The 24,586-nt window shown below is 71.4% G+C and carries 21 protein-coding genes; 11 read left to right on the top strand and 10 right to left on the bottom strand.

The annotated features are described in order from the left end of the window. Window positions 1-189 precede the first annotated feature (189 nt). The 4 genes from HF577_RS02890 to HF577_RS02875 form a co-directional block, all read right to left on the bottom strand. Window positions 190-2,970, bottom strand: coding sequence for an ATP-binding protein (locus HF577_RS02890; RefSeq protein ID WP_246265542.1), 2,781 nt, complete (start codon window positions 2,968-2,970; stop codon window positions 190-192). 482 nt (window positions 2,971-3,452) lie between these two features. Then, entirely contained in the window at window positions 3,453-4,895 is a 1,443-nt protein-coding gene (locus HF577_RS02885; protein ID WP_169394123.1) for an Nramp family divalent metal transporter, read from the bottom strand. A 44-nt stretch (window positions 4,896-4,939) separates the two neighbouring features. Then, a complete protein-coding gene (locus tag HF577_RS02880) occupies window positions 4,940-5,917 on the bottom strand; it encodes a sugar kinase (protein WP_169394122.1) in 978 nt (325 codons plus the stop codon). Continuing rightward, on the bottom strand, window positions 5,914-6,585 hold the full coding sequence (locus HF577_RS02875) for a bifunctional 4-hydroxy-2-oxoglutarate aldolase/2-dehydro-3-deoxy-phosphogluconate aldolase (protein ID WP_211173710.1): 672 nt from the start codon (window positions 6,583-6,585) through the stop codon (window positions 5,914-5,916). Before HF577_RS02875 ends, HF577_RS02880 begins: the two co-directional genes overlap by 4 nt. Before the next feature lie 293 nt (window positions 6,586-6,878). Between HF577_RS02875 and HF577_RS02870 the strand changes: the two genes are divergently transcribed. From HF577_RS02870 to HF577_RS02855, 4 genes are all read left to right on the top strand, one after another. Further along, window positions 6,879-7,553: a hemerythrin domain-containing protein gene (locus HF577_RS02870; RefSeq protein WP_169394121.1), complete on the top strand. Its 675-nt coding sequence runs from the start codon at window positions 6,879-6,881 to the stop codon at window positions 7,551-7,553. A 183-nt stretch (window positions 7,554-7,736) separates the two neighbouring features. After that, window positions 7,737-8,498 (top strand): hypothetical protein, encoded by a 762-nt coding sequence (locus tag HF577_RS02865; RefSeq protein WP_169394120.1) that lies wholly within the window; start codon window positions 7,737-7,739, stop codon window positions 8,496-8,498. Window positions 8,499-8,557: 59 nt separating this feature from the next. Beyond that, the gene (locus tag HF577_RS02860; protein ID WP_169394119.1) at window positions 8,558-9,712 is read left to right on the top strand and encodes a hypothetical protein; all 1,155 of its coding nucleotides are present in this window, start codon (window positions 8,558-8,560) and stop codon (window positions 9,710-9,712) included. Next, the gene (locus HF577_RS02855; RefSeq protein WP_169394118.1) at window positions 9,709-10,452 is read left to right on the top strand and encodes an SDR family oxidoreductase; all 744 of its coding nucleotides are present in this window, start codon (window positions 9,709-9,711) and stop codon (window positions 10,450-10,452) included. Before HF577_RS02860 ends, HF577_RS02855 begins: the two co-directional genes overlap by 4 nt. 47 nt (window positions 10,453-10,499) lie before the next feature. Here HF577_RS02855 and HF577_RS02850 read toward each other — a convergent pair whose 3' ends face one another. After that, window positions 10,500-10,676 carry a hypothetical protein gene (locus HF577_RS02850; RefSeq protein WP_169394117.1) on the bottom strand — a complete coding sequence of 59 codons (177 nt, stop codon included), beginning with the start codon at window positions 10,674-10,676 and terminating at the stop codon, window positions 10,500-10,502. A gap of 236 nt (window positions 10,677-10,912) precedes the next feature. Between HF577_RS02850 and HF577_RS02845 the strand changes: the two genes are divergently transcribed. Continuing rightward, complete coding sequence (locus HF577_RS02845; protein ID WP_169394116.1) at window positions 10,913-11,707, top strand: SDR family NAD(P)-dependent oxidoreductase; 795 nt, start codon at window positions 10,913-10,915, stop codon at window positions 11,705-11,707. Between the two features lie 34 nt (window positions 11,708-11,741). On the opposite strand, the gene HF577_RS02840 is transcribed toward HF577_RS02845, so the two are convergent. Further along, entirely contained in the window at window positions 11,742-12,326 is a 585-nt protein-coding gene (locus HF577_RS02840; RefSeq protein WP_169394115.1) for a superoxide dismutase family protein, read from the bottom strand. A gap of 102 nt (window positions 12,327-12,428) precedes the next feature. Here HF577_RS02840 and HF577_RS02835 point away from each other — a divergent pair, with 102 nt between their 5' ends. Beyond that, window positions 12,429-13,724 (top strand): FAD-dependent monooxygenase, encoded by a 1,296-nt coding sequence (locus HF577_RS02835; protein ID WP_169394114.1) that lies wholly within the window; start codon window positions 12,429-12,431, stop codon window positions 13,722-13,724. Here HF577_RS02835 and HF577_RS02830 read toward each other — a convergent pair. Both HF577_RS02830 and rfbC read right to left on the bottom strand, forming a co-directional pair. After that, complete coding sequence (locus HF577_RS02830; protein ID WP_169394113.1) at window positions 13,639-15,309, bottom strand: choline dehydrogenase; 1,671 nt, start codon at window positions 15,307-15,309, stop codon at window positions 13,639-13,641. The two genes, HF577_RS02835 and HF577_RS02830, sit on opposite strands and share 86 nt — an antisense overlap. A 76-nt stretch (window positions 15,310-15,385) precedes the next feature. Beyond that, on the bottom strand, window positions 15,386-15,943 hold the full coding sequence (rfbC, locus tag HF577_RS02825; RefSeq protein ID WP_169394112.1) for a dTDP-4-dehydrorhamnose 3,5-epimerase: 558 nt from the start codon (window positions 15,941-15,943) through the stop codon (window positions 15,386-15,388). A 378-nt stretch (window positions 15,944-16,321) separates the two neighbouring features. Between rfbC and HF577_RS02820 the strand changes: the two genes are divergently transcribed. From HF577_RS02820 to HF577_RS02805, 4 genes are all read left to right on the top strand, one after another. Continuing rightward, the gene (locus HF577_RS02820) at window positions 16,322-18,259 is read left to right on the top strand and encodes a 3-oxoacyl-[acyl-carrier-protein] synthase III C-terminal domain-containing protein (protein WP_246265541.1); all 1,938 of its coding nucleotides are present in this window, start codon (window positions 16,322-16,324) and stop codon (window positions 18,257-18,259) included. Between the two features lie 239 nt (window positions 18,260-18,498). Beyond that, window positions 18,499-19,239, top strand: coding sequence for a beta-ketoacyl-ACP reductase (locus HF577_RS02815; RefSeq protein WP_169394110.1), 741 nt, complete (start codon window positions 18,499-18,501; stop codon window positions 19,237-19,239). Window positions 19,240-19,408: 169 nt separating this feature from the next. Beyond that, window positions 19,409-20,053: a hypothetical protein gene (locus tag HF577_RS02810; protein WP_169394109.1), complete on the top strand. Its 645-nt coding sequence runs from the start codon at window positions 19,409-19,411 to the stop codon at window positions 20,051-20,053. Between the two features lie 28 nt (window positions 20,054-20,081). Then, the gene (locus HF577_RS02805; RefSeq protein ID WP_169394108.1) at window positions 20,082-21,344 is read left to right on the top strand and encodes an alpha/beta hydrolase family protein; all 1,263 of its coding nucleotides are present in this window, start codon (window positions 20,082-20,084) and stop codon (window positions 21,342-21,344) included. A gap of 20 nt (window positions 21,345-21,364) precedes the next feature. Here HF577_RS02805 and HF577_RS02800 read toward each other — a convergent pair whose 3' ends face one another. Then, window positions 21,365-22,189 carry an alpha/beta hydrolase family protein gene (locus tag HF577_RS02800; RefSeq protein WP_169394107.1) on the bottom strand — a complete coding sequence of 275 codons (825 nt, stop codon included), beginning with the start codon at window positions 22,187-22,189 and terminating at the stop codon, window positions 21,365-21,367. A 336-nt stretch (window positions 22,190-22,525) separates the two neighbouring features. Here HF577_RS02800 and HF577_RS02795 point away from each other — a divergent pair, with 336 nt between their 5' ends. After that, a complete protein-coding gene (locus tag HF577_RS02795) occupies window positions 22,526-23,038 on the top strand; it encodes a cupin domain-containing protein (RefSeq protein WP_211173708.1) in 513 nt (170 codons plus the stop codon). 24 nt (window positions 23,039-23,062) lie between these two features. Here the strand turns inward: HF577_RS02795 and HF577_RS02790 are convergent, their stop codons facing one another. Beyond that, window positions 23,063-24,517: an HNH endonuclease signature motif containing protein gene (locus HF577_RS02790; RefSeq protein WP_169394106.1), complete on the bottom strand. Its 1,455-nt coding sequence runs from the start codon at window positions 24,515-24,517 to the stop codon at window positions 23,063-23,065. Window positions 24,518-24,586 lie beyond the last annotated feature (69 nt).

The raw sequence follows: 24,586 nt of genomic DNA, 5'->3' as shown, positions 1-24,586 counted from the left end.
CCATGTCGTCGAGAGTGCGCCGCGGGGCCCCGGACTCGAGGCGATACATGCATTCCGCTTCGATCTTCTCGAGCAGCGCGGAAATCGGCTGTCTGCGAGGGCACCTGATCATCATAGGCAGGCCGCGCAGAGCAGCCCACATCCGATCCGGATATCGGAGACCGGGAACAGAGTTCCGAATCCCGCTGTTCATTCCGTTTCCGGCGACCCGGCGGGCAGGGCGGCGAGCGCGTCCCGGAGCGCGGCACGGGAGCTGATACCGAGCTTCGGGAAAGCGCGGTACAGGTGGGCTCCCACCGTGCGATGGGAGAGAAACAACTGCTGCCCGATCTCCTTGTTGGACAGGCCGGCGGCCGCCAGCACGGCGATCTCCCGTTCCTGCGGAGTGAGGACGCCGGGACCGGCGGAGTGCGTGGTGCCGGAGCCGGTGGCTCGGAGCTCGTTGCTCGCCCGCTCCGCCCATGGCCTGGCACCCAGCCGCTCGAACGTCTCCATCGCCGCGGTGAGCTGCGCGCGGGCCCGGACCGGAGCCCGCGCCCGGCGCAGGTGCTCCCCGAACGCGAGGCGCACCCTGGCCACGTCGAACGGCCACCGCTCGACGCCGGGCACGGCGAGGGCCTGCTCGAACAACGCGGCGGCACCGTCCTCGGCTGCGGCGAGTGCCTCCGACCCGGCAACCAGCAGCGCCAGCCGGGGCGACAGCTCCGCGATCTCCGCGTCCCGCATCGCCGCCACGTGCGCGGCCGCCTCGGCCCGCCGATCGGTGCGGACCGCCGCCTCGACCAGGTCCATCATCACCCGCAGAGCGACCGGCACGTGCGAGGCGAACTCGCCCGCCGGGCTGATCGCGACCGCGTGCCGGTAGGCCTCCTCGTAGTCACCGCGTGCGAGTGCCGCCAGGCCCTGGGCGTGGCGGGCGTAGTGCTCCACGCCCTTCGCCCCCCGCGGGGTGGCCCACCGCAAGAGCTCGTCGACCCGCGCCCGGCAGGCCTCCTGGTCGCCGCGCGCCGCGGCCACGAGCGCCAGGTAGTAGTGGTACTGCCAGGCGTAGTGCCAGTACCCGTGCTGCTCGCCGGTCTCCAGTCCCTCGGCGGACAGCTGGCCGATCTCGTCCCACCGGCCCGTGAAGAAGTCGTCGAGGCACAGGTGCACCAGCGCGGCGACCGCCAGCGGGACCGACCCGCCGTCCGACGACCGGGACACCACCCGCCACAGCGCGTCCCGGCAGCCCCCCAGCCTGTCCAGGTAGACCGCGCCGTAACTGATCCGCAGGATCCGGACCGGGTCGACCTCGTTGCGCAGGCCGCTGATCGCGGCGGTGAGCTTCGGGAGGACCGGAGCCGCCGTGCGCACCGGGTCGACGTATGCCGCGTTGGTCAGCGCCAGGTCCGGCGGCACTCGCGGGCCCAGCTCGGCGACGGCGGCGTGGAAGGGCTCCCACATCGCCGCGTCACCGCCGAACCAGCACAGCAGCCCCAGGGTCCAGATCGCTTCGATGAGCGCGCCGCTGTCGGGGTCGGTGCGGGTCTCGATCGCCCTGGTCAGCAGTCGGTGCGCCGTCTCGATGTCGTTGTCACCGTTGCTCAGGAGGTAGGCGGCGGTGGCGGCGGCGTAGAGGGAGCCGCCCCCGTGCGCCGGGTCGGCCCGCCGGGCGTCCCCGAGCAGCTGCGACGCGCCCTCCATGTCACCGGTCTCCAGAGCGATGAAGGCGGCCTCGGCCAGCCGCCTGCTCCGGTCCGATCGCAGCGGGCTGAGGTGGGCCGCCCGGGTCAGCGCGGCGACGGCGCCCGCCGGGTCGCCCCGCCCGAGTATGCGGTCGGCGGCGTCGTCGAGGAGGCCGGCCACCCTCTCGTCGGGCTCGATCGTCGCCTCCCCGAGGTGCCATGCGCGGTGCTCGGGTCGCTGCGCCATCTGGGCCAGTGTCAGGTGGGCCTGCCTGCGCTGGTCGGCTGTGGACAGTTCCACCACCGCCGAGCGGGTCAGGGGGTGGCGGAAGGTCAGCCGGCCCGTGCTCTCCTCCACCTGCAGCAGCTGGGCGTGTTCCGCGGGCGCGAGCGGGTCGGAGTCACCGGGCTCCGTGGTGGCCGCCTTCAGGACCCTCAGGTCGGCGGAGCCGTCCAGCGCACCGAGCAGCAGCAGCTGCCTCGACGCGGCGGGGAGCTCCGAGATCCGGGAGATGAACAGGGCCTGCAGCCGCCGGCTCAGCGGCAGCACCAGCGGCAACGCGCTCAGCGCTGGTCGCTGGGGGCCGGTCAGCGCGACGGGGAGCTCCAGCAGCGCGAGGGGGTTGCCGCGGGCCTCGGTCAGCACCCGACGGCGCAGCTTCGTCCCCAGCGCGGGGAACCGGACAGCCACCAGCGCGAGCGCCGCGTCGTCGTCCAGCGGCTGCAACTCGTGCTCCGGGAGGCCCACCCCCTCGAAGAAGCTCTCCATCCCCGTCCGCGACGAGGCCAGGAAGCCCACCCGGCTGCCGGCGAGCCGGCGTGCGACGAACGCCAGTACCGCCGCGCTGGCCCGGTCCATCCAGTGCACGTCGTCGACAGCCACCAGTACCGACCGGTCGGCCGCGACCGTGCGCAGCAGGCCGAGCGTCGCGCTGGACACCACCAGCCGGTCCGAGGGCAGCCCCTCCCCCATCCCCAGCGCCACCGACAACGCCACCCGGTGCGCCTCCGGGAGCCGGGGGAACTCACCCAGCAACGGGAGCAGCACCTGGTTCAGGCCCGAGAAGCTGACATCCGCCTCGAACTCCGCGCCACCCGCACGCAGGACCAGCGTGCCCATCTCCGACGCCGCCTCGACCGCGGCGTCCATCAGCACCGACTTGCCCACACCCGCTTCCCCGACCAGGAGCAGGGCGTCCCCCCGCAGCGCCGCCGCGTCCAGGAACGACCGGACCCGCTCGACATCGTCGTCGCGCCCGACGAGGGCGGCGGCGATGCCCCGTCGACCAGAGTCGGGATCGCTCAACACGTACAGCCTCCAGAAGATGGCACTACCCACGCCAGTAGCCAGCAGCTCTGGACAGATCGACCGCATCCGGTCGCCGCACCGGCAGGCGGTGCGGGACCACGCTCGACACCGAGGGCCGGCGTGCCGGTCACAACTCTGTGACCCCGGCACTTCACCGTCCGGGACCCGGTGCTCCACGGCACCGGGTCAGCACGAACTCCTCGGCAGGAAAAAAACCCTAACCTGCGCCAATCGGTCTCAGCAAGGATGCGGACGGGGGTGTTCCGGTGGCCCGACCGGCCGATTTGCTGATCGACGTAATCTTTGCACAGCACGCCCGCACGGAGCGCCGCGAGTAATCGGACAAGCGTGTATCGGCCGGACAGGCGCACCATTCTCGGGCGCCCGGTCCACACCCTGCGGGCGAGGCCCGGGCCCACGGTGTGGGAAAGTCCACACGACCGCGACGCCCGGGCCCCGAATGGCGGAATCCGGCGGTATCAACCGCCGATCAGGTTGCCGATCTGCTGGTACACGGTGAGCACGGCCAGTACGCCGAAGAGCAGGAACGACCAGACCAGGGCAGCGATCCGGGGACCGCTGATGCGGATCTCCTTCGGCAGCATCTTGCGGTTGACCACGATCAGCAGCGCGGAGTAGATGAACATCATCGTGCCGCCCGTGCAGGCCGAGATGACGGCCAGCGTGATCGGCTGGGAGAAGCCGAGGGAGATGACGATGATCCCGACGACCACCAGGCCCCACACGAGACCGGCGTAGATCTTGCTCTCCGAGGCGTCGGGGAAGTACATGGTCTTCAGCACGTCGGCGGCCAGCCTGCTGGTGTAGTCGACGATGCCCAGTGCCGCGGAGAACAGCGCGACCGCACCGACGATCCAGAAGAAGTAGCCGAACCAGGTGCCGACGCGCTCCATCAGCACCCGCCCCTCCACCTGGAGGAACGAGATGTTGTTCTGCACCGCGTCGTTGCCGAAGACCGTGGCGTAGGCGAGCAGCGACATGAACACGATCGACACGAACGAGATCAGGACGAACGTGTACAGCTGCTCGCGGTTGGCGAAGCGCCACCACCCCCGCCAGTGCGTCATGTTCTGCTCGGTCGGCAGGAACACGTAGCCCACGCGTCCCCTGGCCTCCACCTCCTTGGTCAGCGGCGACACGATCTTCGGGACGTAGTGGCCCATGCCGAAGCCCTTGTCCCGGATCCAGTTGCTCTGCACCAGGTTCTGGCCACCGCCCGCCCCGGCGAACGCCAGCGCGCCCATCAGCACCGCGAAGCCGAGCTCGGCGGCGGGGAACCCGGGCCGGGTGACGATCTGCGGCGCATCCGCCCAAGCCGGCCCGATCGCCACGAACGCGCCGACGAGGATCAGCACCAGCACCGCGGCGACCTTGATCATCTGAGCGCGTTCGAGGGCGTTGTAGACGACCGGCGCCAGGGTGAGGATGAGCCCGACGACCACGAGGATCACCACGGCGATGACGGCGGCGCTCCCGCCGAACGCGTAGGAGATCAACGTGGCGGAGCTGGTGGCCCACGCCGGCCAGACGTTCGCGAAGTAGGCGAGGATCGCGAACACCAGGCCCCAGTGCTTCCACAGCCTGCTGAAGCCGGTGATCGCCGTCTCGCCGGTGGCGAGCGTGTACCGCTCGATCTCCATGTTCAGGAAGTACTGCGTGATGAGCCCCAGCAGGGCGGCCCAGACGAAGACCAGGCCGACCTGGGAGGCGATGTAGGGGAAGAGGATGAACTCCCCGCTCGCCAGCCCCACCCCGGCGGCGACGATGCCGGGCCCGACGTAGCGCCACTGCTTGGCGGGCGGGGCGGGCAGGTCCCGGACCTCGGGACGGGGCAGGTACCTGGTCGGGAACAGCTGCGACGGGTCGGTGGTGACCGCGTCGTTGCGGTCCGTCGTGGCCATCGATGAGCCTCCTTGCGGCGGGACGATTCCGGCGAACGTGATCCTCAGCGGTGAACCGTCTCCCCCGACGTGAGCAGAGTCAACTCGTGGGGTCGCGGACACGCCTCCCAGTCACCGGGCACCGTCACCGCGAACGCCCCGGTGACCGCGGCGGTGGACAGCCGCTCGTGGACGTCGCGCCCGGTCAGCCGGGAGGCGAGGTAGCCCGCGACGAACGCGTCACCCGCCCCCACGGCGTCGACTGCGGTCACCGGCACGGCGGGCACGTCGATCACCGCGCCCTCGATCCGCGCCGTGGCGCCGTGGCGGCCCCGCTTCACCACCACCTCGGACGGGCCGAGCTCCGCCAGAGCGGTGGCGAGCTCCGCGGGCGTCGCCGCATCCGGGTCGTCGACCCCGAGCGCGATCCGCGCCTCGTCGTCACCGGCGAACAGCATGTCCGCGCCCGCGGCGAGCTCCCGGAACACCACGCCCGCGGTGGCGGCGTCCCAGAGCCGGGAGCGGAAGTTCAGGTCGACCGAGACCGGGACACCCGCGGCCCGGGCGCGGCGCACCGCCTCGCGGACGGTCGCGGCGGGCCCGGGTCCGAGCGCGGGCGTGATCCCGGTCAGGTGCACGACGCCGGCGCCCTCGATCACACCCTCCGGGAGGTCCTCAGGACACAGGTGCGACCCGGCGCTGCCGTGGCGGTAGTAGGACACGTGCGACGAGCCGCCCGTACGGCGCTCGCGCAGCATCAGAGCGGTGGGCGCATCGTCGCGGCGCACCAGCGCCCGCACGCGTTCGGCCAGCAGGTGGCGCTCCACCAGGTCGCCGACCGGGTCGCGGCCGAGCCGCCCGATCCAGGTGGCCGGCACCCCGAGCCGGGCCACCCCGATGGCGACGTTGGACTCCGCGCCTCCCATGCTCAGCCGCATCCCGCGGGCGAGCGAGAGCGGCCCGACATCCTCGGCGACGAGCAGCCCGAGCGTCTCGCCCACCGTGACCAGCCCGGTCCCCTGCGCATCCCCGGCGCCGGTCACCGCCCCGCTCCCGCCACGGCGGCGCACACCGCGCGGACCCGCTCGGCCAGCGCCCCGAGATCACCGGTCGCCGTCATGGCGTCCCCGATCAGCGGCCCGCCCATGCCGAGGGCCGCGGCGCCCGCGTCCAGCCAGGCCGCCGCCTCCCCGGCCCCGATCCCTCCCGTGGGCACGATCGGGATGTGGGGCAGCGGCGCACGCAGCGCCGCCAGATAGCCGGGACCGAACGAGCCGGCGGGGAACAGCTTCACCGCACTCGCGCCGAGCGACCACGCACCGTGGATCTCGGTGGGCGTCAGCGCTCCGGGGTAGCTCGCGATGCCGTGGCGCGCGGCCGCCCCGATCACCGCGGGCACGACCGACGGCGACACCACGAAGCACGCGCCGGCGTCGACGGCGCGGTCGACCTCCGCGGCGGTGAGCACCGTGCCGACCCCGAGATCGACGACGTCGGCAACCCGCGCCGCGAGCCGCTCGACGACGTCGAGGGCGCCAGGAGTGGTCATCGTCAGCTCGATGCAGCGGATGCCGCCGTCCACCAGGACGTCGACGACCGCCTCGGCCCGTGCGGAGTCCCCTGCACGGAGGATGGCCACCACCCGGGTGGCCAGCAGCGCCGTGCTCATCGGGACACGGACCGGCTCGGACGGGACCGGGTCGGCGGTCATGGGCAGCAGTCCTCTCGTTCCTTCCCGAGCGCGCCACTGCGGCGGTCAGGCTGCGGCCCGGCCGACGATGATGATCGCCGCGCACCGGGGAGTGCATCATGCGCGAGAGGTTTCGCCCTCACAAGCCGTGCCCCACCACCGGAGCGCAGCGGCCCGGTCGCTCACCGTGAACGAGCCGTCGACGCAGGTCATGCGCGTCCGATCCCGGAGTCATTTGACGGATGTTCAGGTGCGGACACCCACCCACACTCGGACCTCCACCCCTCAGTGCGTCCCTGCGGAGGAGACCCGCGATGACGACCGCGCAGTCCGAGAGCCAGCGGCTCTACGACGAGATGATCGCCGTGCACACGGTCGTGCGCCGAGGAGCAGCCATGCTGAAGGCCGCCCTGGACCTGCCCCCGGCCACCGCCGTCGAGGTCGACACCTGCGTGGGGCTCGGGCGGTGGCTGGTCGGCTACATCCACCAGCATCAACGCAACGAGGCCGACATCCTGTGGCAGCCGCTGGCCGCCGCCTCCCCTGCCGACGAGTGCGAGCTCCACGACCTGACGCTTCAGCACATCCAGATCGACCGGGAGCTGGACCGGCTCGCCCGGCGCCTCGAGCGCCTCACGGAGCGCTGTACGACGCCGGGCCGGCCCGACCGGGAAGCCGTCGCCGCCGCATCGGCCGCTCTGGACGCCGCGAGCCGGACCCTCGTCGACCATCTCGACGAGGAGGAGGCGCTGCTGAAGGCGCTGTTCCCGTTGCTGGACGAACCGGTCATCCGCACCCTGCGCGCCGCCGCGGTGAGCAAAGCCCCCGGCACGCGTCCCGACCTGGTCCTCGGGCTCATGGGCGACCCGACCCCGACCGTCGGCTACGCGGCGATGTTCAGCAGCATCCCGTTCCGCACCCGCGCGCTGCGGCCGCTCCTGGTCGCTCGCTACCACAGCAGCAAGCGCCGCCTCGGCCTGGCTGCGTGACACCCCCGGTTCGCGAGGAACGAGCGGGACCGGCGTCCGCCGACCACATTGTGCCCGTTCATGTAGTCACATGACTGATGTCCGGATCGGGGGCCTGCCGGAAGACTCGGCCCCGACTGCCGCCCGCCACATCGCCGTGAGGCGGCCCCGAGAAGCACCGACGAGAGACAGGCGAGCAAGGCAGTGACCACGGCAAGTGACGAGATCATCTACCGCGTGAGGACCGGCGGCGAAGCCTGCGGGGTCTCCCGCGCGGCCGTCGTGACGGGTGGGTCCCTGTGGGCCCTCGCGGCTCTCCAGTACGCGGTGACGCACGTCGTCGCGGCGAACGCGTGGACCGTCCCGCGGTACGACTGGCTGCACAACGGCACGAGCAACCTCGCGAACACGCAGTGCGGGTTGTTCGCGGCGCCGAACGCCTCCCCCACATACGTGTGCTCCCCGCTGCACGACGTGGTGAACGCGTCGTTCGTGCTCACGGGCGTACTGGTGATCGTCGGGGCACTCCTGCTCCGGAGGTTCTGGCCGACGGGATGGCTCATCGACGCGGCCATGGTCCTCTGGATCCTCCTGGGCTTCGGCAAGATCCTCATCGGCTTCGCCCCGGAGAACACGGACATCGGCCTGCACCTGATGGGCTCGCTGAACGTCCCGCTCGGCAGCGTCGCCATCCTCTTGATGATCAGCCGGACCGACCGGTGGCTCGGCGTGGCCGGGTTGGTGCTGGGACTCCTGGGGCTGGCGGGCACCGTCCTCTCGACGGTCGGCGAGTACGCCGGTCCCGGCTTCTATCTCGGCCTCGGCCCGGGCGGCATGGACCGGGTCGCCGCGTACCCGGCCATTCTGTGGCTGTTCATGGCGGGCACCGCCACGATCGTCCGGACCGTCCGCCCCGGCAGGGAGACCTCCGGCGGCGCTGCGGGCCGGCTCCCGCTGGGACGCTGAGCGCAGCGGCTCCCGCCGGTGGACGTCCGGGTCCGACCGACTCGTTCCGAGGAGCAGTGATGGATCTCGTCAGGACGCGCCGGCGGCACCTCCCGGACCGCCCGACGATCAGCGCGCCCGCGCGGGCGCGGAAGCCGTCCGCCCACCGCGGGCGCGGGCTCTTCGCACAGCAGCCGGGCCTCGGGCTGGCCGGCCTGGTGCTCGTCGTCCCGGTGGCCGTCCTCGTCGCGGTGGGCGCGGGCGGGCCCGAACCCTCGGCACTGGTGCTCGGGCCGCTGGTCACGTTCGCGCTCCCGGCGGCGGCGATGATCGCCTTCTGGTGGGAGGACTGGCCGGGCTCGAGCCTGCGTCCCGGCTGGTCGGGGCTGCTCGACACCGGCCTCGTCATCATCGCCGCGATCCTGCTGGCCATGCTCGGCCAGCTCGTCGTGGGACACGTGGACCTGCGCGGACTCTTCGATCCCACGCCGGGACCGGGGCACCTCCCGACGTACCCGGCCACGCTGCCGCTGGCCGGTGCAGCCTTCGCCGCGATGCTCCAGCTGACGCTCGTCTGCGAGGGCTGGCCACTGCGACGGCTGGGACGGTTCACCGCCGGGGTCGCGGCCCTGGTGGTGTCGTGGGCCGTCGCGCTGGCCCTGTACGTCGTGGTCGTCCGCGTCGAGGCTCCGCCGGGCTCGGGCGTGACCGCCCACAGCGGCCCGCTCTCCGGCGCCGAGGTCGGGGCCGTGCTCGTCGTGATCGGGGCCTGGCAGGTGCTGCTCTTCGTCGCCTGGCGGGGCTGGCCGTTCGCGGAGTGGCATCATCGCTGGCAGCGGATCGTGGCGGGCAACGTCGCCGTGCTCGGCGGTGGCGTTCTGACCTTCGGGGTCGGCTACGGGCTCGCCGGCCTGCCCACGTCCACGATCACCGCGGTGGCCGGCTCGTTCATCGCCGCCGGACTCGTGATCGGCATGCTGTTCGAGGGCTGGATCCGGTCGAGAACCGGCTTGTTCCTGGCGATCCTGCTCCTCGCCGTGGCCCTCTACGCGCTGTTCACGATTCTGGCCGACAACCTGGCCTGGACCATGGCGACCCCCGAGCAATGGGTCGGACACGTCGTCCTCACCAGCATCGGCATCTCCGTGGTGCTGCACGTCGGGATCGCGCGGCGCTGGCCGTTCGGCACCACCGACGACGAGTCACAGACCCTCGAGAGGAAGGAAGCACCATGACCGCACCGAGGACGGCTGACAGGGTGGCGATCGTGACGGGTGGGTCACGTGGCATCGGCAGGCAGACTGCGGCGCGCCTGGCCGACGACGGGTTCGCCGTGGTCGTGAACTACGCCTCGAACAAGGTCGAGGCCGACGCGGCCGTCGAGGACCTCGAGCGGGCAGGCGCCCGAGCCATCGCATTCCAGGCCGACGTGGCCGACGAGGTGGCCGTGGCGAGCATGTTCGACCAGGCGGAGTCGACCTTCGGAGGGGTCGACGTCGTGGTGCACGCCGCTGGCATCATGCCGCTGGCCCCACTGGTGGACCTGGACCTGGACGTGCTGGACCGGGTGCTGCGGACCAACGTCCGTGGGACGTTCGTGGTGGACCAGCAGGCGGCCAGGCGGCTGCGGCCCGGCGGCGCGATCATCAACTTCTCGAGCTCGCTCACCCGGTTCTCCCGGCCCGGGTACACGGCATACGGCGCGAGCAAGGGCGCGGTCGAGGCCATCACCCTCATCCTGGCCAGGGAGCTGCGAGGACGCGACATCACCGTGAACACCGTGGCGCCGGGTCCGACGGCGACGGCGCTGTTCCTCGACGGCAAGAGCGACGAGCTGATCACCAGGATCGCGGGCGAGTCGCCGCTGGGGCGGCTGGGTCAGCCCGCCGACCTTGCCGAGATCGTCGCGTTCCTGGCCGGTCCCGGCCGATGGATCAACGGCCAGGTGCTCTACGCCAACGGTGGCGCGATCTGACCGTCGGCCCGCAGTGCCGCCGGGCCCGACCGTCCGGACGAGCGCTGCTAGCGCTCGTGCGCCTGGTCGTAGCCGAGGTCGCCGTCCGGGTCGAGCTCTGCACCAGGGGCGCGGAGGCCGCGGACCGGCAGAACCGTGCGGGCGGCGGGGATGTGGACCGCGGTCCGCACCTCGTGGAGCAGGTCGTAGCCGTAATCACCGGAGTACTCGTGATCGCCCGACATCGTCGTCTCCCTTGCCGCCGTACCCACCGCTTATCACTCTCCGTGATGGAGGTGCTCCTCACGGTGCGAAGAGATCATCACCCGAACAGACCGCCGCGGCAAGAGTGATGAACCCGGCGGACACCGATGATCCACAGTGTGGTATTGCGCAGATGCGACATACCGCCGACTGCGGTGACCACCCCCACCGGGCGACGCCGCGGGACCCCGGCGCGGCGAGTGGTAGAGATGAGCGCGTGGACCTGGAACTCACCGGAAAGCGCGCCGTGGTGACGGGCGGCAGTCGCGGCATCGGACTGGCGGTGGCCGATCAGCTCGCCGCGGAAGGGGCAGCGGTCACGCTGGTGGCCCGCGACAAGGACGTGCTCGAACAGGCTGCCGCGCGGGTGGGGCGGCACGGCACCACCGTGCTGGCGCGCCCCACCGACACGCGCGACGACGCGGCGGTCCGGGCCATGGTGGCGGAGGTCGTGGGCACGCTGGGCGGGGTCGACATCCTGGTGAACGCCGCCGCGGAGCCGGCCGGTGACCCCGTGCCGTCGCTCGCCGAACTGTCCGACGATGCGCTCCGGTCGGAGATGGAGACGAAGGTGCTCGGCTACCTGCGCTGCGCCCGCGCGGTGGCGCCGCACATGGTCGCCCAGGGCTTCGGCCGCATCATCAACGTCAGCGGGCTCAACGCCCGCCAGACCGGCTCGATCGTGGGGTCCGTCCGGAACGTGGCCGTGGCCGCGATGACGAAGAACCTCGCCGACGAGCTCGGGCCGAGCGGGATCACGGTCACCGCGGTCCACCCGGGGATGACCGTGACCGAGCGTCTTCCGCAGCTCTTCGCGGGTCTGGCCGAGCGCGACGGCGTCACCGAGCAGGATGTCGCCGCGCGCTTCACCGCCGCCACGAGCATCGGACGGCTGATCACCGCCGAGGAGGTGGCCGACGTCGTGACGTTCCTCGCCTCGCCCCGCAGCGTCGCGATCAGCGGCGACGCGATCGCCGTCGGAGGCGGCAGCCGCGGCAGCATCCACTACTGACGGGCGCCGCCGGGTCTCCTGGCCGCGGGGTCTCCTAGAAGGGCACCGTGATGCAGGCGGCGCGGTCCCCCGCCATCCCCGCCTTGCCGGGCTCGGTGGAGGTCGGCAGGGAGTGGATGACCACGGACGCGGGGCGGCGGTCGGCCGGGATCTCCCAGTCGACGGTCGAGGTGGACTCGCCGGCGCCCTGGGCGTCGGTGGTCAGGTCGAGCCAGATCTCGTTCTGGGGGTTGGCGTAGGCCGGGTCGACGCTGGGCGTGACCGGATCGGGCCTGAGCTGGAAGTGCGGTCCGGCGTCCGCTCCCGTGGCACCGCACGCCATCGTGTGCGCGTGCACGCCGTACCGCCGGTTCGGCTGGAGCCCGGTGACGTCCAGGCTGACCGAGGTCTTGCCGTCGTCCTCTGTCGTGTTCACGGCAGCGGTCGCGCCGACCGGGACGAGCGCCTGGTCATAGGTCACCGCGAGCCCGGGAGGAGCGGAGAACGTCCCGCTCGCCTGCCCGACACCCGCGGGCTCATTGGGGGCCGGAGCCGCTGACGGGGCGGGGTTTGTGCCGCTCACGCACCCGGCGATCGGCACGCACAGCAGGCAGGCGATGACGAGTGGTCTCGGACGCATGCCGTGCAGGATGGCTGATTCGCGCCTGTTGTGGCAGGCCCGGACCGGGGGATGCGTTCGACCCATACGTGGAGTCCGTCCTTTCCACTTACGGTTTCCGTCATGGCTGCGACACCGAGAGTGGCGATCATCGGCGGCGGGATCGGCGGGTTGACCCTCGCTCTCGCGCTGCGGGAACGAGGACTGACCGCGGACGTGTACGAGCAGGCACCCCGGCTCGCCGAGATCGGTGCGGCCGTGGCGCTGTCGGCGAACGCGACGCGCGAGCTCGAGCGGATCGGGCTGGGTGCCGGCCTCGCCGCGGCGTCGACCACGCCAACGGAGCTGATCCACCGGCGCTGGCGGGACGGCAGGAAGGTTGCCGCGCACCCCGTGGGCACCGGGTCCTGGTACCGGGACCGCTTCCACGCTCCCTTCCACGGCATCCATCGGGCCCATCTGCAGGCGGTACTGGCCGCCGCTCTCGGTCCGGGGACGGTGCACCTGGGCTGCCGTCTCGTCGAGCTCGGCGAGCGCTCCGACGGGATGGTGCTCCGGTTCGCCGACGGGCGCGCCGAGCACGCGGAACTCGTGGTCGGTGCCGACGGGATCCGCTCGACCGTCCGGCGGTGGGTCGCAGGCGGCGCCCACGAGATCTACTCCGGCACCAGCGGCTTTCGCGGGATCGTGCCGGTCGACCGGCTCCCGGACCTCCCGGACCCGGGCGCCATCCAGTTCTGGATGGGTCCCGGCGCCCACCTGCTCCACTACGCGATCGGCTCGTCCGGCGAGCTCGTGAACTTCCTCGCGGTCGTCGAGGGGCCGGCGGCGTGGACCGGATCGGAGGGCTGGACGGCCGAGGTGGCCGGGGACGTCCCGCTTCGGGCGTTCGAGGGCTGGCACCCGGCCGTCACCTCGATGATCGCAGCGGTCACGCACACCGTCCGGTGGGGGTTGTTCGCCGTGGCACCGCTGCGGCGGTGGCACCGGGGCCGGGCCGTCCTGCTCGGCGACGCCGCGCACGCGATGCTCCCCCACCAGGGCCAGGGCGCGAACACGACCGTGGAGGACGCCGTCGCGCTCGCCGCGCTCATCGCGCGGGAGAGCACGGCCACCGGCCTACCCGGGGCCCTCGCGGCCTACCAGACCCTGCGGCGCGCCCGGACCCGTCGCATCCAGCGCAGCTCCTGGACGACCAACGCCCTGCTGCACCTGCCGGACGGCCCCGCGGCCGACGAACGCGACCGCGCGCTGGCCCGCCTCCCTCAGGACCTCGCCTGGATCCACGGGTACGACGTCCACGCCGCCCTCCGCGGCAGGCCTGCGCACACTGCTACAGCGGGACCCGTCGTCCCGGCTCCTCGCTCGCCGGGGGCCGTGGTGGCCGCTCCGGCGGTAGAGGGGTGTTGCCGAGGATGAGGTCCGCCGCCTTCTCCGCGACCATCATGGTGGCAGCGTGGGTGGCGCTGTTCGGGCAGTAGGGCATCACCGAGGCGTCCACCACCCGCAGGCCGTCGAGGCCGTGCACCCGCATCGTCGACGGGTCGAGGACGGCGTCGTCCCCGACGCCCAGCCGGCAGGTGCTCGTCGGGTGCATGTCCGTCTCACCCGTCCTCCGGACCCAGTCGACGACGTCCTCGTCGGCCGTCACGGCCGGCCCGGGCCAGGTCTCGCCCGCGTCGAGGCGGCGGAACGCGTCCTGCCCCAGGATCTCCCGGGTGATCCGCAACGCGTCGACCCAGAACCGCCGGTCGGGCTCGGTGGACAGGTAGTTGAACTGCAGGACGGGCGGCCGGTGCGGGTCGGCCGAGGCGATCCGGACGGTGCCCGTGGCCTCGGCCCGCATGCCGGCCATGATCAGCTGGTAGCCGTGCTCCGGGGCGCCGTCGTGGAAGTTCATGGCGACGGGCGCGAAGCCGAGCATGAGGTCCGGGTAGGGCGCCTCCGGGTGGCTGCGGACGAACCCGCCCGCCTCGAAGAGGTTGGTGGCCGCCGGCCCCCGGCCGGCCAGCCACTGCAGCCCGATCCCCGGCCAGTTGCGCTTGTGCCGCATCGCGCCCATCGAGATCGGCTCCGTGCAGGCGTGCTGGACCTTGGCCACCAGGTGGTCCTGCAGGTTGGCCCCGACACCCGGCAGGTCGTGCACCACGCGGACCCCGGCCGCCGCGAGCGCGCGGGCGTCGCCGATCCCCGACAGCTGCAGGAGATGCGGGGAGTTGAAGGCCCCGCCGGCCAGCACGACCTCGCCTGCCGTGACGTCGACGACCCGGCCCGAGCGGTGCTCGTACCGCACACCGACCGCCCTCGTGCCCGCGATCCGCACCTGCGTGACCAGTGCGTTCGAGCGCACCTGCAGGTTGGGCCGATCGGTCACCGGGTGGAGGAACGCGCGCGCCGCCGACAGCCTCCGGCCCCGCCGGATCGTGCGCTCCCAGGCCCCGAAACCCTCCGGGTCGAGGCCGTTGAGGTCCGCGGCGAGCCGATGACCGGCCTGCTCGGCAGCGGCGAACAGCGCGTCGAAGAGGGGGTTGGTGACGGGGCCCCGCTCGAGCCGCAGCGGCCCGCCGTAGCCACGGACCGAGCCGGCCGAACCGATCGCGCTGCTCTCCAGCCGCTTGAAGTACGGCAGGCAGTGGGCGTAGTCCCAGCCGTCCATGCCGGGGTCGGCGCCCCACCGGTCGTAGTCCAGCGGGTGGCCACGCTGGAAGACCATCGCGTTGATGCTGCTGGAACCACCGATCAACTTGCCGCGCGGATGCTGCAGCCGCCTGCCGTGCATGTGCGGCTCGGGCTCGGACTCGTAGCACCAGTCGTGGAACCGGCTGCCCACCGGGAACCCCAGCGCCCCCGGCATGTGCACGACGAGGTCCCACAGGTGATCGGGCCGCCCGGCCTCCAGCAGCAGAACGCGGTTGGCCGGGTCGGCGCTGAGCCGGTTGGCCAGCACGGAACCGGCCGAGCCGGACCCGATGACCACGACGTCGACCTGGTCGGAAGTAGTCAACGAACACCATTCCTCTCAGGGCGAGAACTCGATGTCCCTGATGTCTGGTTGGTTCTGAAAATACGTTCTGTCCAGATCATGCGACGCGGCTCGCCAGCAGCCGGCACAGTTCCGACCAGCTACCCGCGTTCCTGTCCCGCTCACTGACGCACCCGACCGCGGCAGGCCAGTGGATGCCGAGGTCCGCGTCCTCGAAGTGGACGGCCAGGTCCTCCGCGGGTTCGTGCTCGCGGTCGATCCGGTAGCAGACGTCGGCCACCTCGGTCAGCGCCTGGAAGCCGTGCAGGAACCCGGGCGGGATGTAGAGGTGCACCAGGTCCTGGTCGTCGAGCCGCGTGGCCATCCAGCGTCCGAAGGTGGCCGACTCCGGCCTGGCGTCCACGACGATGTCGTGGACCGCGCCGAACGAGCAGCGCACCAGTTTCGCCTCGCCGTCCCCGCCCCGCCCGTGCAGACCGCGCACGACTCCCCGATATGAACGGGACTGGGAGTCCTGCACGAACGCTTCCGGCCGCAGCCCCGCAGCATGGGCGACAGCGACGTCGAACGTACGGGTGAAGAAACCACGAGAATCCCGGTGAGGGGTCGGTTCGAGGACCAAAACGCCCTCCAGACCCGTATTCCGCACCATCATGAGGAATCACCGCGAAGGGGATGATCTCCAGTAGCTGTGAAGCTACCGTCAATATCCAGGAGACGGGGCGAAACACCAAAGATAAATAATGATGACTGAGGCATGAACTCATACTAAGGATCGGACGCTGAAGCGACACCGAGACGACACGATCGAGGCACGACTCTCTCGGCGTCAGCACAGTCACTGCAGGTGTAGACCGTATGCGCCGATCACCCGGCGACCACCCGGAGGGCCCGGCCGCCGGGGCCGCGCGATCCGGCGACGGGGTTCCCCCACTCGTCGGTTGCGCGTCCGTGGCTCCGGCGAGTTGGGTAAGCCTCATCGCAGGAGGGGGTGGTTGCGATGAAGCCGTTCGTCGTGAACCGACATGGGCGGATGGTTTTCCCGGCAAACGTGCTCGGGGCACTCGACTTCTCAGTGATCGACACCATCGACCAGTTCCGGGCGGTGATCGGACGCGACTTCGAGGCCAAGGCCCCGACCGGCACCGACATCCTGACCCACGTCGCGTCCGGCGAGTACCGGAACCGCTTTGCCCTGCTACGAGAGCTGGGCCAGAACCTGTACTGGGTCAACCGCTACACGCTGCCCATGTTCGAGAAGCAGCCGACCCGCTGGCGTGACGTTCCGCGCCACCGCCCTGATCTCTTCCTGCCCCTGCTCACCCCCTGGGAGGACGCCGACCGGAAGATCTCGGCCGTCGAGAGCGCCTACGACGCGCTGCCGGCACGGTGGGACGCCGACGCCGAGGACCGCGTCTTCGCGCTGCTCTTCGACGTCTTCCGGCACAAGCGCCACCACGCCACCGAACTGCCGCCGATCCCGCCGACCGTGGCCGAGGCGCTCGCCCGGCCGGAGGCACTGACCCTCGTCCTGCCCCGCCACGACCCGGACTACCGGGTGTTCACCCCCGACGAGATCCTCGACGCGAACGAGGAGGTGCCCGAGCTCGAGGCGCTCCTGCGGTGGTCGATGGTGCTGCACAACCAGTACCCGTGGGAACGCTCGGACGGGGAGCTGCGCCCGGTGAGCACGATCGGTGACGACGACTTCGTGATCCTCTACCACCCGCGGGACCGCGAGGTGCTGGCGTTCATCGACAGGGTGCGGGCGGCCGAGTCCGACGCCGCACCGGCCGCGACCCGGCAGGCGAGCGTCCCGGCGTTCGACGCCCGCCCTCCGGTGCGGCCGTACCCGCCCGTCCGCGTGCGGGAGACGTTCACCGTGATGCCGAAGCTGGAGGCGCTCTCCGTCGTCCGTGGCGAGCACATCTGCAGCAACGACGACGTCATCCGCAACTCCAGCTTCTCCTGGTCTCCGATGAGTGCCGCGGAGATCAGCGCGAAGACCGGCATCGACCAGCGCCGCTACTCCGGCCGCCCGATCGAGCAGCTCGCGCTCGACGCGTCGCTGGCGGCGCTCACCCACGCCGGGCGGGCACCGGAGGAGATCGGCGCGGTGCTCGTGGCCACCTGCACCAGCGACCGCCTGATCCCGTCCACGGCCTGCTGGCTCTCGGGCGAGCTCGGGATGTTGCAGACCCATGCGTCGGTCGACCTGGTCGCGGCGTGCGCCGGGTTGCCCTACGGGCTCTCGGAGGCGGTGCGGCTGCTGCAGGAGGTACGCCGTCCGGTCCTGCTCGTGTGCGTCGAGAAGTTCTCAGACAAGATCGGCAGCGTCCGGACCTCCCGCATGATCTTCGGCGACGGCGCCGCGGCCATCGTCGTCGCACCTGCTGAACCAGGCGATACAGGCGACGTGCAGGTGCTCCAGACCTACGCCAGCGGCCCGGGCACCGAGGTGAACTCCATCGTCTGGCCCAACCCGGAGTTCGACAACGACATCACGGTCTACGGGCCGGAGGTGAAGTCACTGGTGCGGCGCTACCTCGCCCAGATGATCTCCGAGCTCGAGGAACAGAGCGACCCGGACGCCTCCGACAGGTCGCTGCTCGACAGCATCGAGCTGATCGTGCCCCACCAGGCCAACAAGACGATGATCGTCGACCTCGCCGGCAAGGCCGGGCTCAAGGAGGAACAGCTCTACTTCAACATCGCCACCATGGGCAACGTCTCGGCGGCGAGCATCCCCATCGCGCTGCACGACGCCGTCACCGACGGGGTGATCACCGGTCCGACCCGCGTGTTCGCGCCCGGCTTCGGCGCCGGCGCCGTCGGCGGCTACGCGGTGCTCACGATGGATCCGGCGATCATCGCGCCGGAGGCCGGCCCCGACGGGAACGGGACGGCGTCCGCGATGCGCACGTCGGTCTCCACCACGAGCGAGGACGTCCGCGTCGCCTTCGGCGAATGAGAACGGCACGGCGTCCGGAACGGCACGGCGTCTGAGAAACGGCACGTCACGGCAGCACGGCACGTCACGGCAGCACGGCACGTCACGGCAGCTCACGTCACAGCAGCTCAGCACGGCGCGGCAGGTGAGCACGGCACGGCGTCGGGGCCACGGCACGGGCCCGGGCGAGGACGACTGGAGGACGGCCCGGAGCCGGCAGGCCACGGGGCGGGGTGCACGTCGACGAGGAGGTACGCGACATGACCGACCAGAAGGTGGCCATCGTTACCGGGGGCGCGCGCGGGATCGGCGCGGCGATCACCACATCACTCGCCCGCTCGGGTGTGCACGTCGCAGCCGGGTACAGCAGCAACAACCAGGCGGCCGAGGAGTTGGCCGAGAAGCTCAAGGCCGACGGCTGCTCGGTGTCGGTGCACCAGGGCAACGTCGGCGAGCCCGAGGACTGCCAGCGGGTGGTCGACGAGGTGCTGGCCGAGCGCGGCCGCGTCGACCACCTGGTCAACAACGCCGGTATCACCGTCGACAAGACGATGCGGAAGATGTCGGTGGACGACTGGCACGCCGTGCTCCGGATCAACCTGTCAGGCGCTTTCTACATGTCCAAAGCCGTGCTCGACCACATGCTCGAACGCGGGTCGGGACGCATCGTCAACATCAGCTCGGTGATCGGGCAGACGGGCAACATCGGCCAGGTCAACTACGCGGCGTCGAAATCCGGCCTCTTCGGGATGACTCAGAGCCTCGCCCGTGAGGTGGCCCGCAAGGGAATCACCGTGAACTGCGTGGCGCCCGGTTACATCGAGACGGAGATGGTGGCCGCGGTACCCGAGAAGGCGCTCGAGAAGATCATCACGGGAATCCCCGTGGGCCGGCTCGGGCAGGCGCACGAGATCGCGCGCGCGGTGCAGTTCCTCATCGAGGACGAGGCCGGCTACATCACCGGTTCCGTGGTCTCGGTCAACGGCGGAATGGACATGTAGTCCGCTGCGGGCCCCGGTTCGCCGCGGCGGGCCGGGGCACCGTCCGGTCCAGCTCTGCCGAGGAATGGACCGATTGCACATCCCGCTTCGCTGGAATGGCGGCAGATCGCCCCCGGAAAGGAGCGGTTCGGCGGCTGCCCCGGCGCCTACGCGGCGGAAGAGTTGCCGCATGTCGATGCTCAAGGTGTTCGCCGGATTCGTACCCTGGATCGTCTTCAGCCTCGTCGCGACCCGGACGGGGACGGGAGCGGTCGCCACGGCCGGGTTCCTGGCGTTCCTCGTCGCGGCGGCTTTCATCCTCCGGTCCGTCCTCCGCGGCGAGTCACCGAAGGTGCTCGAGGTGACGGGGGCCGTCGCCTTCGCCGGGATCGCCGTCGCGTCCCTGGTCGACCCGCGGGCGGACGCGTTCCTGGCCGCCTACGGCCGCTCGATCGCCACGTGGACGCTGGCCGTCGTGATCTTCGCGATGCTGCCGATCATGCCGTTCACCGAGCAGTACGCCAGGGAGAGCGTGCCGAAGGAGTTCTGGCACACCGAGCGGTTCCGGTCGGTCAACCGGCGCATCAGCGCGGCGTGGGGCGTCGCGATCGCCTCGACGGGGGTGGGCCACCTGGTGGCCTCGCTGCTGCGCGGCGCGGAACCGGGCACCACGGTGCCGTCCCGGCCGCTCGACCTCGTCTTCAACTGGGTTCTCCCGATAGCGCTGATCTGGTGGGCGGTGCGCTACACCAACCGGCTCAGCAAGCGCCCGGACGACACCACCCGGCCGGGCCCGGGCCACCCGGCGGAGCGGCCGTCCGGCCGGACGGCATGACCGGCGCGGCCCCGCGGAAGGACCGACCATGACGACCTCGCCGTCCGTCCGTCCCGCAGCCTCCCACGCCCTCACGACCGGGTTCTTCGGCGACCCCGACTTCGACTTCGAGACCCGGCTGGCGCTCGGCGCCACGACCTACGGCGTCGGCGACCCGGGCAGCGTGCTCGCCACCGTCGCCGGCATCGCCGACGGCGACCGCCCGGGCTGGTTCACCGCGTGGTCGCAGCGGGGCGACCGGTTCTCCGCGCTCGGTGCGGCCGCCGACGGCGACGGCGACGCACCCGGGGCGATGTGGGCGTACCTCGCGGCCTCCGCCGCCTACTCCCAGGCACTCGGGGCGGTGGACGGCCTGCCGCGGGACCGGACCGGCGCGGTCATGCTCCCGACGTTCCGCAGCTCCCGCCGGGCGTGGGACGCGATGATCGACGCATCGGGCGGCAGGTTCGTCCGGGTCGCGATCCCCTACGACGGCGACACCCTGCCGGGCTACCTGCTGCGCCCTGATGCCGGCGGAGCAGCGCGCCCCACCTTCGTCATGACCAACGGCAGCGACGGTCCGCTGAGCAGTCTGTGGTCGAGCGGGGCAGCGGAGGCTCTCGCGCGCGGCTGGAACGCCTTCGTCTACGACGGGCCGGGCCAGCAGTCCCTGCTGTTCGAGCGCGGCGTGCCGTTCCGGCCGGACTGGGAGGCCGTGCTCACCCCCGTGGTCGACACGCTGGTCGCCCGGGCCGACGTCGACCCCTCCGCTCTGACCGCGTACGGGATCAGCCAGGCCGGCTACTGGCTCCCCCGGGCACTGGCGTTCGAGCACCGGTTCGTCGCCGCCGTCGCCGATCCGGGGGTCGTCGACGTCTCGACCTCGTGGCTGGACCACATGCCGCCGGAGATGATCGCCCTGCTCGACGGCGGTCGGAAGGACACGTTCAACGGGTACATGGCCGAGTTCGCCGGCAGCGACCCCGACATGGACCGGACGTTCGCGTTCCGCGCCCGCCCGTACGGCATCGACGACCCCTTCGACCTGTTCACGACCCTGCGCACCTACCAGCTCCGCGACGTCGCCGCGCAGATCCGCACTCCCCTGCTGATCACCGACCCCGAGGACGAGCAGTTCTGGCCCGGCCAGTCCGAGCAGCTCGCGGCCCTGCTCACAGCCCCCCACGAGATCGCGTCGTTCGGCGTGGCCGACGGGGCGAACTTCCACTGCCAGCCCCTCGCACCCCGCCAGACCGCACACCGGATGTTCGGCTGGCTCTCCGGGCAGCTGGCCGGCCGTGGAGCGGGCTGAGGATCGGCACCGCCGTCACGTCAGCCCGCGAGCTGCCGGCGCCACCACCGCGTCACGACCTCGTCGACCACCCTCGCCGTGGGCAGCTGGGGAGCCGGTTCCAGGCCCGGTTCATCGGCCAACGGATGCGCCAGGTCCGCCACGGTGACCAGCTCGACCTCCTCGGGGTGCGCATAGCGCTCGCGCAGTGCATCGACGAGGGCGGCCGCGTCCGTGCGCAGTTCCGGGTGGTCCCTCTCCCCGCTGACCAGCAGCAGTGGCGGTTGTGTCGTGAAGTCCCCGGCACGGGCGACGAAGTCCAGTTCGTCGGCAGCCGTGCGCGACTCCGCGGTCCACCGGTACGCCCGCCCGGCGAGGTCCTCGACGAGCCCGACGGCCGACCGTATCCGCACGGCCGGGTTGACCAGCGCGACCGACGCGATCGGAACCTCGCCCGCGGCCAGTACCTGCAGCGCCACGGCTCCGCCGAGCGATGCGCCGAGAACACCGACCAGCTCGTCGTCGACCGGTAGCTGTTCGCGCAGCGCGGTGAGCGCGGCCGGGAACTCGGCGGCCGCCTGATGGGTGAACGGGGCCAGAAAGGCCATCAGCGCGTCCTCGCGGGCGAGTTCGATGACGGCGTCGACGCCGCCGTCGACCATCCGCGCCCCACACATCGGCATGCCCAGGTGCACCCGCCAGGCAGGCACCCCGGTCATCGGCAGGGCGGCCGCGAATGCCGCGTCCGTACGCGGCGCGTCCAGCATGTGCCACGTCACGATCAACGGCGCGGGGCCGTCGCCGGCTCCGGCCGGTGGCAGCGCCGTGAACGGCACGCCTGCCGCAGTACCGGTGATCGTCTCCATGCCTCCCCCTCGGTCCGAGGCTTGCGACCGTAGACAGCTGAACGGGTCCTGCGACCTCATTTCGCCATCGGCGGAATCGCCCCCAGGCCGGCTGCCGGTAGCGAACGCGGATGGGCCGGCCACTGAATTGGCCCAGCAATCTGCCGAGGGAATGACCCAGATCCCAGCGCTATCGGGCCCGTAGCGTCGCAGATGTGACAACGAGCAGCGCACCGGAAGACACGGAGTTCCTCCCGGTCCACGCATCGAGCGTGGGATGCGTGAAGCTCACTGCCGAGGCGTACAAGGTCACGATTTCCGGTAACACGACAACGATCCGACGAAGGAGAGCAGGACATGAACAGCGTAGTCAAGATGGGACTGGTTTCCGTGCTGGCGTTCGGCAGCGTGATGGCGTGCGGCACGGGCACGGGCACGGGCACGGGCCAAGCGCCTGCCAGTCCCCCAGCGGCCGGCAGCGCCCCAGCGGCCGACGGCGCCCATGACCAGGGGGGCGTCCATCGCATCGGTGCGGGGTCGGTGACCCGTGTGATGACCCAGGACCTCCCCGATGTGCCCGGTAAGGAGGGCATGATCGAAATCGTCGATTCCGCTCCGGGCGAAGCCTCCCAGGTGCATCGACACAACTGCGATCTTTTCGTCTACGTGCTCGAAGGAAGTGTCGTGACACAACTGAAGGGCGGCAACCCCCAGACGATCAACACCGGCGGCGCCTACTACGAGTCTCCTACAGATATTCACCTCGTGAGCCGCAATGCCAGTGCGACACAACCCGCAAAACTAGCCGTCTTCTACGTGAAGGCGAAGGGCACTCCGCCGACCGAGACTCTGCCCGAGGGAACGAAGTAGCTCATACCGGGATCAGGACATGCGCTAGAAGGGTGGTGGTTCGTCGGCGCCGGTGCTCGTGGCCTCCTTCGGGGTGCGGGGTTCGGTGAGTGGTGGTGGTTCGACCCGGTAGGTGTGGCCGCTGGGTGTGGTCCAGAGGATCGATCCGTCGGGGTACTGGCTCACGCTCCAGCCCGGCATGCCCTTCAACCGGTGATGCGGCCGGCATTTCGGGCCGAGGTTGGCCGCCGACGTCGGACCTTCCCCGGCGACGGGGTCGAAGGGGACGTTGTGGTCGAGGTCGCACCGGTTCGCGGGCACCCGGCAGCCCGGCCCTTGGCAGTACTGGTGCCGCGCGATGACGTGTTCGGTCAGGTGCGGGGGTGGCCGGTAGCGGGTGGTGCCGTAGTCGAGCAATGCGCCGCTGAGAGGGTCGGTGACCAGGCGTCGCCAGACGCTGTCGGGGTCGGCGGCCAACTGGCGGGCGTGGTCGGCGGGGATGGGGCCGTACCCGGCGAGTTCACCAGGTTCCTCGGAGACGCCGCGCAGGGTGTCGAGGGGGACGGTGACCCGGATCTGTATCGACACCTTGTTGGTGACGGTGGGGACACCACCCTCGGGCGCCAGCCCGGGCAGCCGGTCCGAGCCGGGCGCGGACGGTGCTGAGCTCTCATCGCCGGTCAGACCGTCGGCCGAGCAGGCCGTTGCCGCCGCGGTGCTGCAGAACCCCGTCTCTCGCAGCACCAGGTCGACCAGCGCATCGGCCCGCCGGGCCGCCATCGGCCGCTCATCAGCACTGCCGCAGCCGCGGGCGTGCTGATCCAGCACCGCGAACACCCCCACCGCCTCCGCCGCCGCCAACGTCGCCGACAGGGTGGCCATCCCATCGCGCTCGGGATACAACACCACAGCACGCTCGCGCCGCTTGCGCTCACGACGCCGGGCGACGGCTTCACTGTCGGCGCGCAGCACCGCCCGCCGCAGCGCGGCCCGCAGCTGCCCGGTGATCTGCTGCGGCGCCCGCGGCAACACCTTCTGTTCCACCGCCGCAGCGGCCACAGGGTCGAGGTCGGTACAGGCCTCGGCGATGATCCGCGCCTTCGGCAATGTGATCGCCCCGGTCGCCAGGGAGGCGAACGTGTCCGGGAACTCCTCCACCAACTGCCGGGCTTCCCCGACCCGCCACGCGGTGCCGCCGGGCGAGAGCCGCAGCATCATCCCGACCTCGGCCTGCGCGGACTCCACCGCCTGCGCCGCCGTGAGTCCCGCAGCCGGAGCAGCCTCGGCGGCCGCGACGAACTGGGCGATCTCTGCGAACTGGCGGGCCTGCGCCCAGGCGATGACCTTCTCCCACGCCCCGATCCGCTCCAACGCCTCGAACGAATCAACGGGCGGAGCGGCCTGGTCCAGCACCATCGCCGCCATACCGTCGGGAGCGACCTCGGTCCACACCAGTGGCGCGGACCGCGGCACCAGCCAGTGAGAGTCGATCTCGAACATACGTTCGATAATAGCTGCCTGCCCCGACAGAATCGGAGCCAACGCTGCGAGATCCGCACATCCGCCCCC

It is taken from the genome of Pseudonocardia xinjiangensis, assembly GCF_012911925.1.
GTDB lineage: Bacteria > Actinomycetota > Actinomycetes > Mycobacteriales > Pseudonocardiaceae > Pseudonocardia > Pseudonocardia xinjiangensis.
The sequence above is the reverse complement of the archived record's forward strand: the minus strand, read 5'-3'. Positions and strand labels throughout refer to the sequence as shown.

Excerpts from the sequence above, each read along its gene's own strand:
- HF577_RS02790 (WP_169394106.1), bottom strand. The coding sequence starts at position 24,517 with ATGTTCGAGATCGACTCTCACTGGCTGGTGCCGCGGTCCGCGCCACTG.
- HF577_RS02820 (WP_246265541.1), top strand. The coding sequence starts at position 16,322 with ATGGTTTTCCCGGCAAACGTGCTCGGGGCACTCGACTTCTCAGTGATC.
- HF577_RS02850 (WP_169394117.1), bottom strand. The coding sequence starts at position 10,676 with ATGTCGGGCGATCACGAGTACTCCGGTGATTACGGCTACGACCTGCTC.
- HF577_RS02860 (WP_169394119.1), top strand. The coding sequence starts at position 8,558 with ATGGATCTCGTCAGGACGCGCCGGCGGCACCTCCCGGACCGCCCGACG.
- HF577_RS02855 (WP_169394118.1), top strand. The coding sequence starts at position 9,709 with ATGACCGCACCGAGGACGGCTGACAGGGTGGCGATCGTGACGGGTGGG.
- HF577_RS02815 (WP_169394110.1), top strand. The coding sequence starts at position 18,499 with ATGACCGACCAGAAGGTGGCCATCGTTACCGGGGGCGCGCGCGGGATC.
- HF577_RS02835 (WP_169394114.1), top strand. The coding sequence starts at position 12,429 with ATGGCTGCGACACCGAGAGTGGCGATCATCGGCGGCGGGATCGGCGGG.
- HF577_RS02810 (WP_169394109.1), top strand. The coding sequence starts at position 19,409 with ATGTCGATGCTCAAGGTGTTCGCCGGATTCGTACCCTGGATCGTCTTC.
- HF577_RS02870 (WP_169394121.1), top strand. The coding sequence starts at position 6,879 with ATGACGACCGCGCAGTCCGAGAGCCAGCGGCTCTACGACGAGATGATC.
- HF577_RS02885 (WP_169394123.1), bottom strand. The coding sequence starts at position 4,895 with ATGGCCACGACGGACCGCAACGACGCGGTCACCACCGACCCGTCGCAG.
- HF577_RS02795 (WP_211173708.1), top strand. The coding sequence starts at position 22,526 with ATGAACAGCGTAGTCAAGATGGGACTGGTTTCCGTGCTGGCGTTCGGC.
- HF577_RS02840 (WP_169394115.1), bottom strand. The coding sequence starts at position 12,326 with ATGCGTCCGAGACCACTCGTCATCGCCTGCCTGCTGTGCGTGCCGATC.
- HF577_RS02800 (WP_169394107.1), bottom strand. The coding sequence starts at position 22,189 with ATGGAGACGATCACCGGTACTGCGGCAGGCGTGCCGTTCACGGCGCTG.
- HF577_RS02805 (WP_169394108.1), top strand. The coding sequence starts at position 20,082 with ATGACGACCTCGCCGTCCGTCCGTCCCGCAGCCTCCCACGCCCTCACG.
- rfbC (WP_169394112.1), bottom strand. The coding sequence starts at position 15,943 with ATGATGGTGCGGAATACGGGTCTGGAGGGCGTTTTGGTCCTCGAACCG.
- HF577_RS02875 (WP_211173710.1), bottom strand. The coding sequence starts at position 6,585 with ATGACCGCCGACCCGGTCCCGTCCGAGCCGGTCCGTGTCCCGATGAGC.